Below are 17,013 nucleotides of genomic sequence, written 5' to 3'. Positions count from 1 at the left end.
ACGCAATTTTGCAAGTGGTCCGATGGGTACAAAAGTCTGAATAACAGACCAATTCCAGGCAAAAATGAGTGACATGTGCCACACTTAATCACGTTATGTTTCTGTTAACCACTCTTCCGGCGGGGGGAAAGGCCTGCTGGTGCATTGATGATAAGGAGAATTGAATGAAACTCGTGCACATCGTAAGTGGTTTAGCGGTTGCGATATCTCTGGCGGCCTGCGCTGATAAAAGCGCTGATATCCAGACGCCTGCGCCAAACCCTAACATGTCGATTACAGCTAACCAGTCTACTATTCAGCAACCCAATGTTTCCGGTACCGTCTGGATCCGCCAGAAGGTCGCTCTGCCGCCAGATGCGGTGCTGACCGTGACGCTTTCAGATGCTTCGCTGGCTGATGCGCCGTCTAAGGTGCTGTCGCAAAAAGCAGTACGTACCGAAGGTAAACAGGCGCCTTTCAGTTTTGTGTTGCCGTTTAACCCATCAGATATTCAACCTAACGCGCGTATTCTCCTGAGCGCGGCCATCACCGTTGACAATAAGCTGGTATTTATTACCGATAGCGTGAAACCGGTGATTAATAATGGCGGCACTAAAGCGGATCTGACGCTGGTACCGGTACAGCAAACGGCGGTGCCTGTGCAGGCCAGCGGCGGTGCGACGACGACGGTTCCATCGACCTCACCGACCCAGGTCAATCCGTCTTCTGCCGTTCCTGCGCCTACCCAGTATTAATCCTGCGCCAACCCTCTCCGTTACGGAGAGGGTTAATACACCCAGCGATAGCATTGTAAATCGATTTGTCCGCTTCCCGACACCACCACGCCTTCCGCCAGTAATGCCTGACGTTGCCGCTGTAGATCCGGCCCGGTAAGTGATATTGCGCCGTGGCGGTTCACCACCCGATGCCATGGTAAAGTGCTGCCTTCCGGCAGACGTTTTAAAACTCCGCCGACCTGACGCGCCGCCCGAGGCGAACCGGCAAGCCGGGCGACATCACCGTAGGTCGTGACAAATCCTTCCGGGATCGAGGCGACGATTTGCCAGACGCGTTGAGGAAATGTGTCCTGAATATCCATAATAGAATCCTGCGTTAATGCTTCAGGATAATCTGGAATAAGGGGAGAGGAAAGCCCGGATGCGCAAGAAACCAGCATCCGATGCCTGATGGGTTGCAATTGCACGATATAGCAGTGATAATGCGCCTGCGCGTTGGTTCACAACGCTCTCAATGGGGGCTCTGTTGGTTCTCCCGCAACGCTACTCTGTTTACCAGGTCAGGTCCGGAAGGAAGCAGCCAAGGCAGATGACGCGTGTGCCGGGATGTAGCTGGCAGGGCCCCCACCCATTTGTGCCTCTCCACACTGTTCTTTTCTGCTGTGCGACGTTATAGCCGCTGTTCCGCCCAAAGAATAAATGCCGTAGCGGGTAGGGGCTTACTGTATAACCAGCCCTGACCATAATGTACGCCATGCTGGCGTAGCCACTGTTCTTGCCTGGCCGTTTCGATGCCTTCTGCGACCATCTTGAGTTTGAGCGTTTTCGCCATTTCAATAATATGCGGCGTGACGTTTTTATATTCCAGCGCATCGACAAAAGATTTATCAATTTTAAGGACATCCACATCCAGATTTTGTAAGTAGCTGAGGCTAGAATAGCCGGTGCCAAAGTCATCAATATAAATTGAATGTCCCGCGTTACGGTATCTGGCGACAATTGGCGCGCTGGTTTTCGGATCGGCGAACTCGCGTTCCGTTAACTCAAGCGCGATTTGCGACGGAGAAATTTGGCTACGGTTCAGCAGCATGCTTAACAGCGTCGGCAACGTTTCCGACGCCAGATCGGATGCCTCAAGATTGATTGAAATATGTTGTTCGGGATGGGACTTTAACCAACTCCCCATGTCTTCAAAAACGGTGTCGATGATTAGCCGGGTTAGCGGCTCCGTGAGCCCGGTTTGTTCAGCCAGCGCGATAAAAATTTCCGGCGAAAGGAAGGTGCCGTCCGCCTGTTGCCAGCGAGCTAAGGCTTCGGCACCGACAATTTTTCCGCTGCTCAGGGAGACAATAGGCTGATAGTGTACGTTAATTTCGCGATTGTCTATCGCATCCTGGAGACGGTGGCGGGGCGACTGTAGCCGACGCAAAATACGCAGAATAAAGGCCGCAGCCAGCAGACCCGTTACGATGCCCGCCGGTAGCCAGATAAATGCCTGTCGATACCAGCTCCTTTCCAGCGGAGCGGTCGGTGCCCAGCTTACGATAGTAATGCCCATTTCCGGAAAGGGGTGAATAGCATACTGAATGCCTCGGTTTTCCAGCCGCAGGGGCGTCTCATGGTGAATGAGCGGAAGAATAGCGAGGTCAAGGTTACCGCTGCTGGCAACCACAGTATTGCGTTCCCGGCCAATAATAGCGACGTCAATCGGCCATGCGCCAAACGGAATCACATCGATAAAGGACGCGGGGTCGATCATCACGATATAGCTGTCGCTCCCGAGTGCCGCCATATAGCGTTTTATACCCAGATCGTTTTGCGCCGTAAACCAGGCGCGATAACCGTCGCGAGTGATTTTCATGGGCGGAGGGAAAGCGGGAATATGGCTCTCTTTTTCAAGTGAGGAGCAAACGGGAATCGAATTTTTAAGATACAGAACTTCCTGGACATACCGAAAGCTATAAGACACGCGGCGCATGGCGAGTAAATGGGCGCTGCTGCAGGGCTCGCCTTTAAAGGAGGCAATATGCGTTAACGCGGCTTTTGCCTGGTCACTGACCCTTTCTGTACGTAGCGCCACCCGGGACGAGAAGATATCCAGCTCTTCGTTAAACCTTTTTTCAACTTGACGGTGCGCCAGCCACAGACTCAATCCTATCGGGAAAAGGACAGACAGGATAAGCACTCCCGTTACCAGGCTGACCAGATGTCGTGTTGTCACAGTGATGTCCTTATAAACACAGCGTAGAGAAAGTATATCCGATCGTAAATCGCGCCCTTGAATGATAAAGCTATTTTATCGATTTTACAGATACAGGGGCCAGACTAACGCGTTACGCCACGTTGCTTTTGCCGCCAGGAAGAGATCGTGAATGTTTACCGGTTGAAAAAGGAGCATTGATAGCGTATTTTATTGTTATGTTATAACATAATTGAGGGAGCGCAATGAAACCTGATATTCATCCTGTATACCGCACCGTCGTATTTCACGACACCAGCGCAAATGAATATGTGAAAGTGGGATCAACTATCAAAACTGAACGTGAAATCGAACTGGACGGCGTGACATATCCGTATGTCACTATTGATGTGTCATCAAAATCGCATCCTTTTTATACCGGTAGACAGAAAACGTTTGATAGCGAAAGTAGCGCCGCACGCTTCCAGAAACGTTTTGGTCATTTTATCGGCGCTAAAAGGGGGTAAATGAAATGCAGGTGTTAAACTCACTTCGCAATGCAAAACAACGGCATCCGGATTGCCAGATAGTCAAACGCAAAGGACGCTTATACGTGATTTGTAAAACAAATCCGCGTTTTAAGGCGGTTCAGGGGCGTAAAAAAAGACGTTAAAAAACCAACAGTTCAGGGAAAGCAGTGCGTACCAGGGAGGGTGCGCACTTTTTTATTACCGGCTGGCTTCTGCGCGGGCCAGCGTAAAAATATCGTAGAAGGAAAGTTCGCCCTTACGGGCAACCATTTTTTGCAGCTGGACTTTATGTTCATTATCCACCTGTGGAGACTGAAGAATCGTCTCAATGAGCGTGGGGGGAACAAAGCGGGTGTTGTACCATTCGCCGTTGTAACAGACCCGGAGGTCCAGCACATCGATGTCGTTATAGTGATAACGCGGGGCGATGTCGAAAAAGAAGAAGCCATTAAATGCGATAAATAACACCACTAACAGCCACACTGACCCCACCAGCGTTTCTGATTGCAGCATGACCGCCAGCGTCGCAAACCAGGCTGCATACATCGCGATAAATAACCCAGGATGCTTGCGGATAAAACTGATACTAAAACGCGGCCTATTATCGCGTTTTTCACGGATGTTTAAGTCATCAATAGTTTCGCTAAGCAGGCGCTGTATCTCTGTCATCTTTTGCCTTCATGATTTCTGCGACATAGGGGTAGTAACAGCCCATTTTAAAGGGAGGTGTAACGTGAAAAAAAGTAACAGATTAACCACGAATTAGCATAACAGTTATCATTTTGACTACAATTTTTTAATGATTCGCGCCGGATTTCCGCCTACCACAACGTCTGGCGGTACGTTTTTTATCACCACAGCGCCTGAAGCGACGACGACGTTATCGCCGATGGTTACGCCCGGATTAACGACGGCTCGTCCGCCTATCCAGACATTATTTCCGATAGTGACGGGTTTACCTAATTCTCTGCCGCTGTTGCGTTCGACGGCGTCCAGCGGGTGCGTGGCGGTATAGATATGTACCCCTGGCGCGAGCATACAATTATCGCCAATATGAATTGGGCAAACATCAAGCATGACGCAGTCGAAGTTAGCGTAAAAGGAGTGACCAAGAAAAATATTATAGCCGTAGTCGCAACGAAAGGAAGGTTCAATATAGGCGTCTTCGCATCGACCCAACAGGTCGCGTAAAATCGCCTGACGCTTATTTATTTCATCAGGCGTAGTATAATTGTATTGATGGATGAGTTGACGCGCCCGCAGTCGATCCTGGCATAAAGTTTCATCGGTCGGGCAATACAGTGCCCCAGCGATCATTTTTTGTTTTTCGTCACTCATCGCGCGCTCCCCTTGGTGGATATTATCGCAATAGAAGCAATAATAAAGTATTAGAGGGAACGTTCCCCGCTATTGGTATGTGATCTATATCACTGTTCTATAATAGCCCGTTGTGCTATTAGCCTGAACGAGGAGGCAGATAACACCTGCGTGTTCTCTAAAAAGTAATGTAGCGTGATTAACGAATGAATTTCCATACTGAAGAGGGGATCTTGTCGTAGAGTTTGTTCATCGTCAATTCTGCAAGACGGTGATCCGCAGCTGAGTAAAATACAGCCAGCTCATTGTCGGACAATTCATATTTATTTTTCTCAATGACGCGCTCCAGAGTGTCAATTGTCTGACAGCGCCGTAAACGCATCAAATAATCAGTTTTAGTTAATGGTTTATCAGACATAAATTCTACCTATGATTGTAATAATTTTTAACAAGACAAACTAACAGGATTAGCCCTGGTGGCGTTGACGAAACAACGGAACAGGCGGTTGCCCGATTTACGCCATTTTTGCAAATCCTGCGTATTAATACCATAGCTGCTGAACAACATAAAGGTGTCGTCCAGGTATTCATCTATCTGCGCAATCAATTTATTGTCTTCATTGTACTTAATTTTATAATTAAGCGCGAAAGTTGCAATATGCTCTATCAGCTCATTGAGCTGCAGGTTGACTGCTGAGGTCGGGTCATTAACCCAGCCATGGTTGCTTTCTTCAAGGTTTGCAAGACAGTCATGATACAGGGTTTCGCAAAGAAATTTAAGCTGTGCTATATCATGTCTTTTGGGTGAGTATTCGTCCATAATGCATCCCCTTTTTAGTGGCTTAAACTAACCGAACACCTTCGGGATGGATACAACTAACTAACCTGGTACTTCCCACGTCACCTTATGATTTAACTATAATCTACTCTAAAAAACTTTTCATCGTCATATTACGAAAAATTACAATTGCGTGAAAGCCGCGTGTTGCCATACTTTTTCGAATTTTAACAGTGATCGTCGGTCGCCTAAAAAGGAACCAGTTTTATTGTTTGTGTAATCATTGGGTTAACGTTTTTTAGCTTTTCAGGCTAAAACAATAGACTCTGACAGGAGAAAATAGCCAGGAATATTCTTAATATTTCTTAATTAATGGCTGAATTAAGAAATGGCCAACTTTCCTAAGAAAAGCCTTTAACGCAGTAAGGATTATACCTTTTATTAATATGGCAAAAAATAATCAATCTAACAATAAGCGTATTTTATGATTTTTGCGTAAAAAAGGCCGCTTGCGCGGCCTTATCAACAGTGAGCAAATCAGCGATGTTCTGTCGAATGACTATGCTCAATATCTTCGCTTTTACGGCTAAAGCGGCGGCGTACCACCACGAAGAAGACCGGTACGAAGAAAATAGCCAGTACGGTTGCCGTTACCATCCCGCCCAGTACGCCAGTACCTACCGCATTCTGCGCGCCGGAACCCGCGCCGGAACTGATAACCAGCGGCATAACCCCCAGCATGAACGCTAACGAGGTCATCAGAATCGGGCGCAAACGCATCCGAACGGCCTCCAGCGTCGCTTCTACCAGACCTTTCCCTTCTTTATCCATTAAGTCTTTGGCGAATTCGACGATAAGTATCGCGTTCTTCGCCGACAACCCAATGGTTGTGAGCAGGCCCACCTGGAAGTAAACGTCGTTAGTCAGTCCGCGGAAGGTCGCAGCCAGCAGCGCGCCGATAACCCCAAGCGGAACAACCAGCATTACGGAGAACGGGATAGACCAGCTCTCATACAATGCCGCCAGACACAGGAAGACGACGATCAGCGAGATAGCATACAGGGCAGGGGCCTGGTTGCCGGACAACCGCTCCTGGTAGGACATCCCGGTCCAGTCATACCCAATGCCTGACGGCAGCTTGCTGGCCAGTTCTTCCATCATCGCCATCGCTTCACCAGTACTCTTGCCTGGCGCCGCCTGACCCAGAATTTCCATCGAAGGCAGACCGTTATAGCGTTCCAGACGTGGCGAACCATATTCCCAGCGGGAAGAGGAGAATGCGGAGAACGGCACCATCTGACCATCGCTACCACGAACGTACCAGTCGTTAATATCATCCGGCAACATGCGGTATTTCGCTTCGGACATCACGTAAACTTTCTTCACACGACCGCGATCGATAAAGTCGTTTACATAGCTGCCGCCCCATGCTGCGCCCAGCGTGGTATTAATGTCGCTAATAGACACGCCCAGCGCCTGAGCTTTTTCCTGGTCGATATCGATTTTAAACTGCGGCGTATCTTCCAGACCGTTAGGTCGAACGCCGACCAGCAGATCAGGATATTTCGCCACCTCGCCGAACAATTGATTACGCGCCTGGGTGAGTTTCTCATGACCAAGTCCCGCCTGGTCAATCAACTCGAAGTCAAAGCCGGTTGCGGTGCCCAGCTCAACGATCGCCGGCAGGTTAAAGGCGAAGACCATCGCATCTTTAATTTGTGAAAACGCTGCGGTTGCCCGCTGGGTAATCGCTTCAACCTTGTTTTTTTCGCCTGGACGATCGGCCCAGTCTTTCAACGACACGAATGCAATACCGGTATTCTGACCGCGCCCTGCAAAACCGAAGCCGTTGACGGCGAATACCGATTCAACGTTGGCTTTCTCTTTGTTCAGATAGTAATCCGTGACCTCATCCAGCACTTTTTGCGTGCGCTCTTGCGTTGCGCCCGCGGGGAGCTGGACCATTGTCAGGAATACGCCCTGGTCTTCATCCGGCAAGAAAGAGCTTGGCAGACGAACGAACAGATAAGCCATACCGACGACGATAATGAGATAGAGCAGCAGGTAACGCCCGGTGCTGCGCAGAATATTGCCTACGCTATCGGTGTAGTGATGCGTGCTCTTATCAAACAGGCGGTTAAACCAGCCGAAAAAGCCTTTTTTCCCTTCGCCATGATCGCCTTTGGCGACAGGTTTGAGCATCGTCGCGCACAGCGCGGGCGTCAGGATCAGCGCGACCAGCACCGACAGCGCCATCGCCGATACGATGGTGATAGAGAACTGACGATAAATTGCCCCGGTTGAGCCGCCAAAGAAAGCCATCGGAATAAATACCGCCGACAGTACCATCGCGATACCCACCAATGCGCCCTGAATCTGGCCCATGGATTTGCGCGTCGCTTCCTTCGGCGGAAGGCCTTCTTCCGTCATAACACGTTCGACGTTCTCGACCACCACGATGGCGTCATCCACCAGCAAGCCGATGGCGAGCACCATCCCGAACATCGTCAGCGTGTTTATCGAGAAACCGAATGCCGCAAGCACGGCAAAGGTTCCCAACAACACCACCGGAACCGCAATAGTCGGAATCAACGTCGCGCGGAAGTTCTGCAGGAACAGGTACATCACCAGGAACACGAGGATAATCGCTTCGACCAGCGTTTTTACCACTTCATGAATAGAGATCTTCACGAACGGCGTGGTGTCATACGGGTAGACGATTTTCATCCCTGGCGGGAAGAACGGTTCCATTTTTTTCAGTTCGGCGCGAATAGCGGTAGCGGTATCCAGCGCGTTGGCGCCGGTAGCCAGTTTGATGCCAAGACCTGACGCTGGCTGACCGTTAAATTTCGCGATGACGTCGTAGTTCTCGCCGCCAAGCTCAATTTTCGCTACATCCCGCAGACGAACCTGGGAGCCATCCTGATTCACTTTCAGCAGGATTTTGCCAAACTCATCCGTTGAGGTCAGACGCGTTTGGGCAATAATCGATGCGTTAAGCTGCTGGCCTTTTACCGGCGGCGTACCACCGAGCTGACCTGCCGCGACCTGGGCGTTCTGCGCTTTGATCGCGTTAATCACGTCGACCGGCGTCAGTTGGTATTTGGTCAGCTCTGTCGGATTCATCCAGATACGCATCGCATACTGCGAACCAAACAGCTGAACGTCGCCCACCCCAGAGGTACGGCTGATCGGATCTTTCATATTGGCGGCAACGTAATCCGAAATATCCTCCTGGGTCATGGTGCCGTCGGTGTTAATGACGCCCACTACCATCAGGAAGCTACTTGAGGACTTCTCAACGCTCACGCCCTGTTGCTGTACTTCCTGGGGAAGTAAAGGCATTGCCAGTTGCAACTTGTTCTGAACCTGAACCTGCGCGATATCCGCATCGGTGCCGGATTCAAAGGTCAGCGTGATCTGCACGGTCCCCGTGGAGTCACTGTTGGAGGACATATACATCAGGTTATCGATACCGTTCATATTCTGTTCGATAACCTGCGTGACGGTATCCTGTACCGTTTTCGCATCAGCGCCAGGGTAGGTTGCGGAGATCGTCACTGCTGGTGGCGCAATCGTCGGATATTGCGCTACCGGCAATTTGAGGATCGCGAGCCCCCCTGCCAACATGATGATGATGGCGATCACCCACGCAAATATAGGGCGATCGATAAAGAAATTAGGCATGTCTTAACGGCTCCTGTTTAAGTTAAGACCTGGGCTGAGCAGGTTGATCACCGCTTGCGGCTTGCTGTTTGTTATCCGCGGTAATTTCCTGCACTTTAACCTGTGCGCCAGGACGTACTTTTTGCAGCCCGCTGACGACTACGCGGTCGCCCGCTTTCAACCCGTCAGTCACCAGCCACTTATCGCCGATCGCCTGGCTTGCGACGATTTGGCGGGTTTCCACTTTGTTATCAGCGCCAACCACCAGCACCGTGGCATCGCCGCGTGGAGTACGGGTAACGCCCTGTTGTGGAACCAGTAATGCCGTCGGTTTTGTCCCTTCCTGCAGACGTGCGCGAACGAACATTCCTGGCAATAAGGTGTGATCCGGGTTAGGGAAGATGGCGCGCAAAGTAATAGATCCGGTGGTTTGGTCAACGGTCACATCGGAGAACTCAAGCGTACCGGACTGCGGGAATTTGATACCGTCGCTGGTCACCAGGTCGACCTTCGCTTTGCCGTTTTCCTGCTTCAGCGAACCATTTGCCAGCTCCTGCTTCAGGCGCAGGAAGTCATTGCTGGACTGGGTCACATCGACATAAATAGGGTCCAGCTGCTGCACTGTCGCCAGCGCCGACGCCTGACCGTTCTGTACCAGCGCGCCTTCCGTTACGGACGACTTACCAATACGACCACTAATCGGCGAGGTGACTTTGGTATACGCCAGGTTGATACGTGCGGTTTCAACGGCAGCTTTTGCTGCGACAACGGCGGCAGTCGCTTGTTGCGCGTCAGCCAGCGCCTGATCGTATTCCTGCTTACTGATGTACTGCGTACCCAGCAGCTTTTGATAACGCTTCACCGTCAGTTCAGCGATATTCGCGGCGGCCTGCGCTTTTGCCAGATCGCCCTTAGCGCTGTCGTAAGTCGCCTGGTAAGTCGCAGGATCAATCTGATAGAGAGAGACTCCCGCTTCGATATCACTTCCCTCAACGAAATTACGCTTCAGGATAATGCCGCTTACCTGCGGGCGAACTTCGGCGATACGGTAAGCAACGGTACGACCCGGAAGTTCAGTTGTGATTTGCAGTGGTTCCGTTTTTAGTGTGACAACCCCAACTTCTGGCATCTGCTGGCCGCCTTGCTGGTCCTGTTTGTCGTCACATCCTGTTAGCGCTAAGCTGCCTGAGAGCATCAGAACGACCGCCAGAGGCGTTAACCCTCTGTTTTTGTTCATATGTAAACCTCGAGTGTCCGATTTCAAATTGGTCAATGGTCAAAGGTCCTTAAACCCATTGCTGCGTTTATATTATCGTCGTGCTATGGTACATACATCCATAAATGTATGTAAATCTAACGCCTGTAAATTCACCGACATATGGCACGAAAAACCAAACAACAAGCGCTGGAGACACGACAACACATCCTGGATGTGGCCCTGCGTTTGTTCTCGCAGCAAGGCGTATCAGCAACCTCGCTGGCGGAGATTGCGAACGCTGCTGGCGTGACGCGCGGCGCAATCTATTGGCATTTCAAAAATAAGTCGGATTTATTCAGTGAGATCTGGGAGCTATCAGAATCCAATATTGGTGAGCTTGAGATTGAGTATCAGGCAAAATTCCCCGACGATCCACTATCTGTATTAAGAGAAATTTTAGTTCATATTCTTGAAGCTACTGTAACAGAAGAACGACGCCGCTTATTGATGGAGATTATATTCCATAAATGTGAGTTTGTCGGAGAAATGGTTGTGGTTCAACAGGCGCAACGTAGCCTTTGTCTGGAAAGTTACGATCGGATTGAACAAACGTTAAAACATTGTATTAATGCTAAAATGCTGCCTGAAAATCTGCTGACCCGTCGTGCGGCGATACTGATGCGCAGCTTTATTTCAGGGCTCATGGAAAACTGGTTATTTGCACCGCAATCGTTTGATTTAAAAAAAGAAGCTCGCGCCTACGTCACGATCCTGCTGGAGATGTATCAATTGTGTCCGACGCTGCGCGCGTCGACGGTCAACGGCTCCCCCTGATAATATTCCAGGAAAACTCCTGGACATTTTCTGTGTCGCTATTCTGTTTGTTACAGGCGTGATATTCTTGCGACTCAATTATTTCCGGTCTGCTTGCCGGTTCAGACACTTCATTCTCATGACTATGTTGCAGCTTTATAAACGTTCACAGCATTTTGTTTTTATTACAATTAGCATCCTTATTATCCTGCTGTCCTGTCAGTCTCTGGCGTTTGCCCGGGGGCAAACGAATGGCGACCTGCCGTCAAAAGCGGATGTGCAAAACCAGCTGGATACGCTGAATAAGCAAAAAGATCTCTCCGCCCAGGATAAGCTCGTCCAGCAGGACCTTATTGATACGTTAGCTACGCTGGAGAAAATCGAGCGGGTAAAAGAGGAAACCGTACAGCTACGGCAGAAGGTGGCGCAGGCGCCTGAAAAAATGCGTCAGGCGACGGCTGCGTTGAATGCGCTGAGCGATGTCGATAATGATGATGAAATGCGAAAAACGCTGAGTGCGCTTTCGCTACGTCAGCTTGAGCTGCGCGTGGCGCAGGTACTGGATGATTTGCAAAATTCGCAAAACGATCTTGCCGCTTATAACAGCCAGCTTGTTTCGCTACAGACCCAGCCTGAGCGCGTGCAAAACGCCATGTATACCGCCTCACAGCAAATACAGCAAATCCGTAACCGTCTGGACGGCAATAACGTCGGCGAAGCCGCGCTTCGCCCCAGCCAACAGGTGTTATTACAGGCACAACAGGCGCTGCTTAATGCGCAGATCGACCAGCAACGTAAGAGTCTTGAAGGGAATACCGTTTTGCAGGACACCCTGCAAAAACAGCGAGATTACGTGACGGCCAACAGTAATCGCCTTGAACATCAGCTTCAACTTTTACAGGAGGCGGTCAACAGTAAACGACTTACGCTAACGGAAAAAACGGCCCAGGAGGCCATTTCGCCGGACGAAACGGCGCGTATCCAGGCGAACCCGCTGGTAAAACAGGAACTGGATATTAACCATCAACTCAGCCAGCGTCTGATTGTCGCGACCGAAAACGGCAATATGTTGATGCAGCAAAACATTAAAGTAAAAAACTGGCTCGATCGCGCGCTGCAGTCGGAAAGAAATATCAAAGAACAGATTGCCGTCTTAAAAGGCAGCCTGTTGCTGTCGCGTATTCTTTATCAACAGCAGCAAACTCTGCCCTCCGCCGACGAACTCGAAGATATGACCAACCGCATTGCGGATTTGCGTCTGGAGCAGTTTGAAATCAACCAGCAGCGTGATGCCTTATTCCAAAGCGATGCCTTTGTCGACAAGCTGGAGGAGGGGCATACCAGCGAGGTGAATGATGAAGTTCATGATGCGTTGCTTCAGGTGGTGGAGATGCGCCGTGAGCTATTGGATCAGCTAAATAAACAGTTGGGTAACCAGCTGATGATGGCGATTAACCTGCAAGTTAACCAGCAGCAGTTGATGAGCGTCTCGAAAAATCTGAAAGCCATTTTGACGCAGCAGATTTTTTGGGTGAACAGTAACCGCCCTATGGACTGGGACTGGCTTAAAGCGTTCCCCCAAACGTTAAAAGAGCAATTCAGCGCCATGAAAATCACGGTGAACTGGCAAAAAGCCTGGCCCGCGGTATTTATTGCTTTTTTGGCCGGGTTGCCGCTCTTGCTCATCGCCGGTTTAATCCGCTGGCGTCTGAAATGGTTAAAAGCGTATCAACAGAAGCTGGCCGCCGCCGTGGGATCGCTGCGTAACGATAGTCAGCTCAATACGCCAAAAGCTATTCTGATCGATCTGATCCGCGCGCTGCCGGTGTGCCTGATTATCCTCGCGCTTGGACTGATCCTGCTGACCATGCAGCTAAATATCAGCGATCTGCTCTGGGCCTTTAGTAAAAAGCTCGCGATGTTCTGGCTGGTCTTTGGGCTGTGCTGGAAGGTGCTGGAAAAAGAGGGCGTGGCGATACGCCATTTTGGTATGCCGGCGCAGTTGACCAGCCACTGGCGTCGCCAGATTGTACGCATTAGCCTCGCATTGCTGCCGCTGCACTTTTGGTCTGTGGTGGCGGAGTTGTCGCCGCTGAATCTGATGGATGACGTGCTGGGGCAGGCGGTTATTTTCCTCAATCTGCTGGTCATAACATTGCTGGTGTGGCCACTGTGCCGGGAAAGCTGGCGCGATAAAGAATCTCACGGCATTCGACTGGTGACCGTGACGATTCTTTCCATTATTCCAGTGGCGTTAATGGTATTAACGGCGACCGGCTATTTCTATACCACCCTGCGCCTGGCGGGGCGCTGGATTGAAACCGTCTATCTGGTCATTATCTGGAACCTGCTTTATCAAACGGTGCTGCGCGGGTTAAGTGTAGCGGCGCGCCGGATTGCCTGGCGACGCGCGCTGGCTCGTCGTCAGAACCTGGTAAAAGAGGGTGCGGAAGGCGCGGAGCCACAGGAAGAACCCACCATCGCGCTGGAGCAGATTAACCAGCAAACATTACGTATCACGATGCTGCTAATGCTTGCCCTGTTTGGCGTTATGTTCTGGGCGATTTGGTCCGATTTGATCACCGTATTCAGCTATCTTGATAGCATCACGCTGTGGCACTACAACGGCTCCGAAGCTGGCGCTGCGGTGGTGAAAAGCGTGACGATGGGCAGCTTGCTATTTGCCATTATTGCCGCGATGGTGGCCTGGGCGCTCATCCGCAACTTACCCGGCCTGCTGGAAGTGCTGGTGCTTTCACGCCTGAATATGCGCCAGGGGGCTTCGTATGCGATCACCACGATCCTTAACTACGTCATTATCGCTGTTGGCGCGATGACAGTATTCGGATCGCTCGGCGTCTCGTGGGATAAACTCCAGTGGCTGGCGGCGGCGTTGTCGGTGGGTCTCGGCTTTGGGCTACAGGAGATCTTCGGTAACTTTGTCTCGGGTTTAATCATCCTCTTCGAACGTCCGGTACGCATTGGCGATACGGTAACGATCGGCACCTACTCCGGCACGGTCAGTAAGATTCGTATTCGCGCCACCACTATTACCGATTTTGATCGTAAAGAAGTGATCATTCCGAACAAAGCGTTCGTAACGGAGCGGCTAATTAACTGGTCCCTCTCCGATACCACGACACGTCTGGTGATCCGGCTTGGCGTGGCTTATGGCTCGGATCTGGAGAAAGTGAAAAGAGTCTTGCTACAGGCGGCGATGGAGCATCCGAAGGTGATGCACGATCCGGAACCTGCCGTATTCTTCACCACCTTTGGCGCCAGCACTCTGGATCATGAACTGCGTCTGTACGTGCGTGAATTGCGCGATCGTAGCCATACGGTGGATGAACTGAACCGCGCGATCGATCGACTGTGCCGTGAAAATGATATCAATATCGCCTTTAACCAGCTTGAGGTGCATCTGCATAACGCGAAGGGCGACGAAGTCACTGAAGTGAAGCGCGATCTCAACGGCGGCGATCTGGCACCTACGGCAAGCTAAAAGGCGGTGGGCCGCGCGCTTTATGAGTGCGCGCGGCGCCGCTAATGCGAAAGCGTAGAAAGCTCTTCCGGCGTAATGCCGGTGACGCTGGCGATGAGCCCGGGTTCCAGCCCGTTGGCAAGCATTTTGCGGGCAATAGCGCGCGCTTCGGCCTCACGGCCTTGTGCTAACCCTTGCTCAAGGCCTTTTTGCAGGCCCTTTTGCAACCCTTCCGTTCGGCCTTTTTCTTCCAGCCATTCCGCTATTGTCATCAGTTGTTCCTTATACTGCGGCGCGCCCTGCGCCAGTTGACGAATTAGCGCCCCGGGTTCTGCGGCGTTTCCTGCTTTCAACATATAGTTGATCAGCACACTGAGCTGCGCGTCCGTCAAATGATCCTGCGTTAAAAGCGTGATAAGGGGGTCGAGCAGTTCGCTTAAATCGCGTTGACGAATATGTTTTTGCAGGAGCTCTAACATCGCTATCCGCCGATGCTGCAAAAGCTGATTATCCAGCATTGTCGTCAGGTCGACCAGCGCAAAATCGCGGCTGTATAAGGCCTTCGCCATATCCGGTTTCACAAACATATTATGCCAGTTAAGGCTATAGGGCCACGGGCTTTCCGGACCGTGATAAAAAAGGATTGGTACCACCAGCGGCAAGGTATCATGACCGGCATCCAGATGACGCTGCATGGCGGCAATGGCGTAACGCATCAGGCGAAAAGCCATCAGCCGGTCTGATTTGCTCTGATGTTCAATGAGCGCGTAAACATACCCGGGGCCGTGTTGGGTATGCAGAGAGTAGAGAATATCTGAATAGCGGCTGCGTAAATTGTCTTCAACAAAACTCCCCGACTCCAGCTTCAGTGAATCCAGATCGCAGATTGCAAGAAAGTCTTCTGGCATGTGGATAGCCAGAAAGTCGCGGGCGACCTCTTTTTGCATCAGCATCTGTCGAAATACCGCATCGTGCGGCGTGGTGGGTAGACGTTCCATGCCCCGTCCTTTGTTGCCTGACTGTAGCGACCACTCTGTCAGCGACAACGAGGACAAACCAGCGGGCAATTACTCTGTTTGCGAGTCGTCTTCCGTACTTTTTAACTTGTTTTCATAATCACGCATAACTATTTCCAGCGCGCGTAGCACCGTTCGTGCCGGTAAGCGATTCTCTTCAAGCAGCACAATTAAATCCACGGCCAGTTTGACTTCATCAGGGGCATTTTCAAGCGACATACTTTCTCCAGGGTTAGCGGGTTAAACGCGCCAGTACGTTTTCTATTTTCTCCAGCGCATGTCGGCAACGCGCCAGCCGTCCTTCATAGATCTCGACTTCCTTTTGCAGCGTTTGTTGTTCGACAAGGCCGGTCGCCTGCGCCAGACGAATTTTGCGCTCCTGTGTCATCGCCAGTAGTCGACGTTCAAACTCCTGATGCTGTATTCGTCTGCGCTGCCAACGGCCAAGCCCTGGCGCGGCGGCGTCCCACTGGCGCAGCGACCAGGCGGCGGTTTCACGCGATATCGCCTCCAGTTGCGAAGCCAGATGTTCCGCCAGCCAGGCGACTTGCGGCAGTTGCTCATGTTTTACCGCCTGACGCAACGCGACGAGATTGGCGCCTGCCTCTTCCAGATATCCCTGCAACAGAGTACTGCGGGTACGGAAAAGGTGTCGGTCAAAGCGCGCGCTTAACGTCGCATGTTGCGCCAGCGGCGCGCAGCGTTGGCGTAGCGTCGCCAGCCTCTCTTCCAGCGTCTGTAACAGCATAGCGGTTTTCAATTCAACACCCCGATGAAAATAAGACAGGCTGTGCTACAGTAGCCTTCTGTTTGATAACGATTCGCATTATGCAACGTACTATTTTAATCATCATTGGCTGGCTGGCGGTAGTATTAGGGACATTGGGCGTGGTTTTGCCCCTGTTGCCGACTACGCCGTTCATTTTACTGGCGGCCTGGTGTTTCGCCCGCTCGTCGCCTCGTTTCCATGCCTGGTTGTTATACCGCTCATGGTTTGGCGGTTATCTGCGCCACTGGCAGCGCTATCGGGCCATGCCGCCGGGAGCGAAACCGCGAGCGATCGCGTTGATATTGCTGACCTTTGGTATTTCGCTGTGGCTGGTGAATATGATGTGGGTGCGGGTGCTGCTGTTGGTTATTTTGGCCTGTCTGCTGATTTTTATGTGGCGGATACCGGTGATTGATGAAAAGCAACAAAAGCGCTGAAGCACACGAATCGCTGTTGCAATTGTCGTTCACAGCCAGTAAATTCGACCGTTTTCGAGCACAGGCGCAGGCGGTCAAAGAGTAACCGAGCGTTACCCCTGACCGAAAAGTAT

At 51.2% G+C, this 17,013-nt stretch carries 17 protein-coding genes and 1 other RNA gene; 7 read left to right on the top strand and 11 right to left on the bottom strand.

Translation table 11 applies throughout. The features are described 5' to 3' along the window. The first annotated feature begins 164 nt into the window (after window positions 1-164). Window positions 165-734: a YbaY family lipoprotein gene (locus ACLJRS_RS12760; protein ID WP_000779802.1), complete on the top strand. Its 570-nt coding sequence runs from the start codon at window positions 165-167 to the stop codon at window positions 732-734. Window positions 735-766: 32 nt separating this feature from the next. Here ACLJRS_RS12760 and ACLJRS_RS12755 read toward each other — a convergent pair whose 3' ends face one another. Beyond that, window positions 767-1,156, bottom strand: a complete 390-nt coding sequence (locus tag ACLJRS_RS12755; protein ID WP_000961284.1) for an MGMT family protein — start codon at window positions 1,154-1,156, stop codon at window positions 767-769. 84 nt (window positions 1,157-1,240) lie between these two features. On the opposite strand from ACLJRS_RS12755, the gene ffs reads away from it, so the two are divergent. Next, an RNA gene (ffs, locus tag ACLJRS_RS12750) (signal recognition particle sRNA small type) lies at window positions 1,241-1,337 on the top strand. Between the two features lie 49 nt (window positions 1,338-1,386). Here ffs and ACLJRS_RS12745 read toward each other — a convergent pair. Next, window positions 1,387-2,937, bottom strand: coding sequence for an EAL domain-containing protein (locus tag ACLJRS_RS12745; protein ID WP_000213133.1), 1,551 nt, complete (start codon window positions 2,935-2,937; stop codon window positions 1,387-1,389). Window positions 2,938-3,161: 224 nt separating this feature from the next. Here ACLJRS_RS12745 and ACLJRS_RS12740 point away from each other — a divergent pair, with 224 nt between their 5' ends. Then, entirely contained in the window at window positions 3,162-3,422 is a 261-nt protein-coding gene (locus ACLJRS_RS12740; RefSeq protein WP_000801415.1) for a type B 50S ribosomal protein L31, read from the top strand. A gap of 5 nt (window positions 3,423-3,427) precedes the next feature. Beyond that, on the top strand, window positions 3,428-3,568 hold the full coding sequence (gene ykgO, locus ACLJRS_RS12735; RefSeq protein WP_001197749.1) for a type B 50S ribosomal protein L36: 141 nt from the start codon (window positions 3,428-3,430) through the stop codon (window positions 3,566-3,568). A 55-nt stretch (window positions 3,569-3,623) separates the two neighbouring features. On the opposite strand, the gene ACLJRS_RS12730 is transcribed toward ykgO, so the two are convergent. From ACLJRS_RS12730 to acrA, 6 genes are all read right to left on the bottom strand, one after another. Further along, entirely contained in the window at window positions 3,624-4,094 is a 471-nt protein-coding gene (locus ACLJRS_RS12730; protein ID WP_000136181.1) for a YlaC family protein, read from the bottom strand. Between the two features lie 117 nt (window positions 4,095-4,211). Then, window positions 4,212-4,763: a maltose O-acetyltransferase gene (gene maa, locus ACLJRS_RS12725; RefSeq protein ID WP_001278792.1), complete on the bottom strand. Its 552-nt coding sequence runs from the start codon at window positions 4,761-4,763 to the stop codon at window positions 4,212-4,214. Between the two features lie 178 nt (window positions 4,764-4,941). Beyond that, window positions 4,942-5,160 (bottom strand): HHA domain-containing protein, encoded by a 219-nt coding sequence (locus ACLJRS_RS12720; protein ID WP_001280991.1) that lies wholly within the window; start codon window positions 5,158-5,160, stop codon window positions 4,942-4,944. Window positions 5,161-5,187: 27 nt separating this feature from the next. Next, window positions 5,188-5,562, bottom strand: coding sequence for an Hha toxicity modulator TomB (gene tomB / locus ACLJRS_RS12715; protein ID WP_000344807.1), 375 nt, complete (start codon window positions 5,560-5,562; stop codon window positions 5,188-5,190). A gap of 495 nt (window positions 5,563-6,057) precedes the next feature. Continuing rightward, the gene (acrB, locus tag ACLJRS_RS12710; RefSeq protein ID WP_001132508.1) at window positions 6,058-9,207 is read right to left on the bottom strand and encodes an efflux RND transporter permease AcrB; all 3,150 of its coding nucleotides are present in this window, start codon (window positions 9,205-9,207) and stop codon (window positions 6,058-6,060) included. A gap of 22 nt (window positions 9,208-9,229) precedes the next feature. Further along, window positions 9,230-10,423 (bottom strand): multidrug efflux RND transporter periplasmic adaptor subunit AcrA, encoded by a 1,194-nt coding sequence (gene acrA / locus ACLJRS_RS12705; RefSeq protein WP_001039202.1) that lies wholly within the window; start codon window positions 10,421-10,423, stop codon window positions 9,230-9,232. A gap of 141 nt (window positions 10,424-10,564) precedes the next feature. Here acrA and acrR point away from each other — a divergent pair, with 141 nt between their 5' ends. Continuing rightward, entirely contained in the window at window positions 10,565-11,218 is a 654-nt protein-coding gene (acrR, locus tag ACLJRS_RS12700) for a multidrug efflux transporter transcriptional repressor AcrR (RefSeq protein ID WP_000101755.1), read from the top strand. Window positions 11,219-11,336: 118 nt separating this feature from the next. After that, a complete protein-coding gene (mscK, locus tag ACLJRS_RS12695) occupies window positions 11,337-14,699 on the top strand; it encodes a mechanosensitive channel MscK (protein ID WP_000178230.1) in 3,363 nt (1,120 codons plus the stop codon). 41 nt (window positions 14,700-14,740) lie between these two features. On the opposite strand, the gene ACLJRS_RS12690 is transcribed toward mscK, so the two are convergent. The 3 genes from ACLJRS_RS12690 to priC all read right to left on the bottom strand — a co-directional run bounded on the left by ACLJRS_RS12690 (window position 14,741) and on the right by priC (window position 16,454). Continuing rightward, entirely contained in the window at window positions 14,741-15,676 is a 936-nt protein-coding gene (locus ACLJRS_RS12690) for an Rpn family recombination-promoting nuclease/putative transposase (protein WP_410957824.1), read from the bottom strand. A 69-nt stretch (window positions 15,677-15,745) separates the two neighbouring features. After that, window positions 15,746-15,913: a pleiotropic regulatory protein RsmS gene (rsmS, locus tag ACLJRS_RS12685; RefSeq protein WP_000051161.1), complete on the bottom strand. Its 168-nt coding sequence runs from the start codon at window positions 15,911-15,913 to the stop codon at window positions 15,746-15,748. A gap of 13 nt (window positions 15,914-15,926) precedes the next feature. After that, entirely contained in the window at window positions 15,927-16,454 is a 528-nt protein-coding gene (gene priC, locus ACLJRS_RS12680; RefSeq protein WP_001738050.1) for a primosomal replication protein N'', read from the bottom strand. A 68-nt stretch (window positions 16,455-16,522) separates the two neighbouring features. On the opposite strand from priC, the gene ACLJRS_RS12675 reads away from it, so the two are divergent. Next, window positions 16,523-16,900, top strand: a complete 378-nt coding sequence (locus tag ACLJRS_RS12675; protein WP_001189860.1) for a DUF454 family protein — start codon at window positions 16,523-16,525, stop codon at window positions 16,898-16,900. The last annotated feature ends 113 nt before the right edge of the window (window positions 16,901-17,013 follow it).

The sequence above is a fragment of the Salmonella sp. SAL00670 genome, assembly GCF_046552235.1.
Lineage (GTDB): Bacteria > Pseudomonadota > Gammaproteobacteria > Enterobacterales > Enterobacteriaceae > Salmonella > Salmonella enterica.
This window is presented reverse-complemented; position numbering and strand designations above follow the sequence as displayed.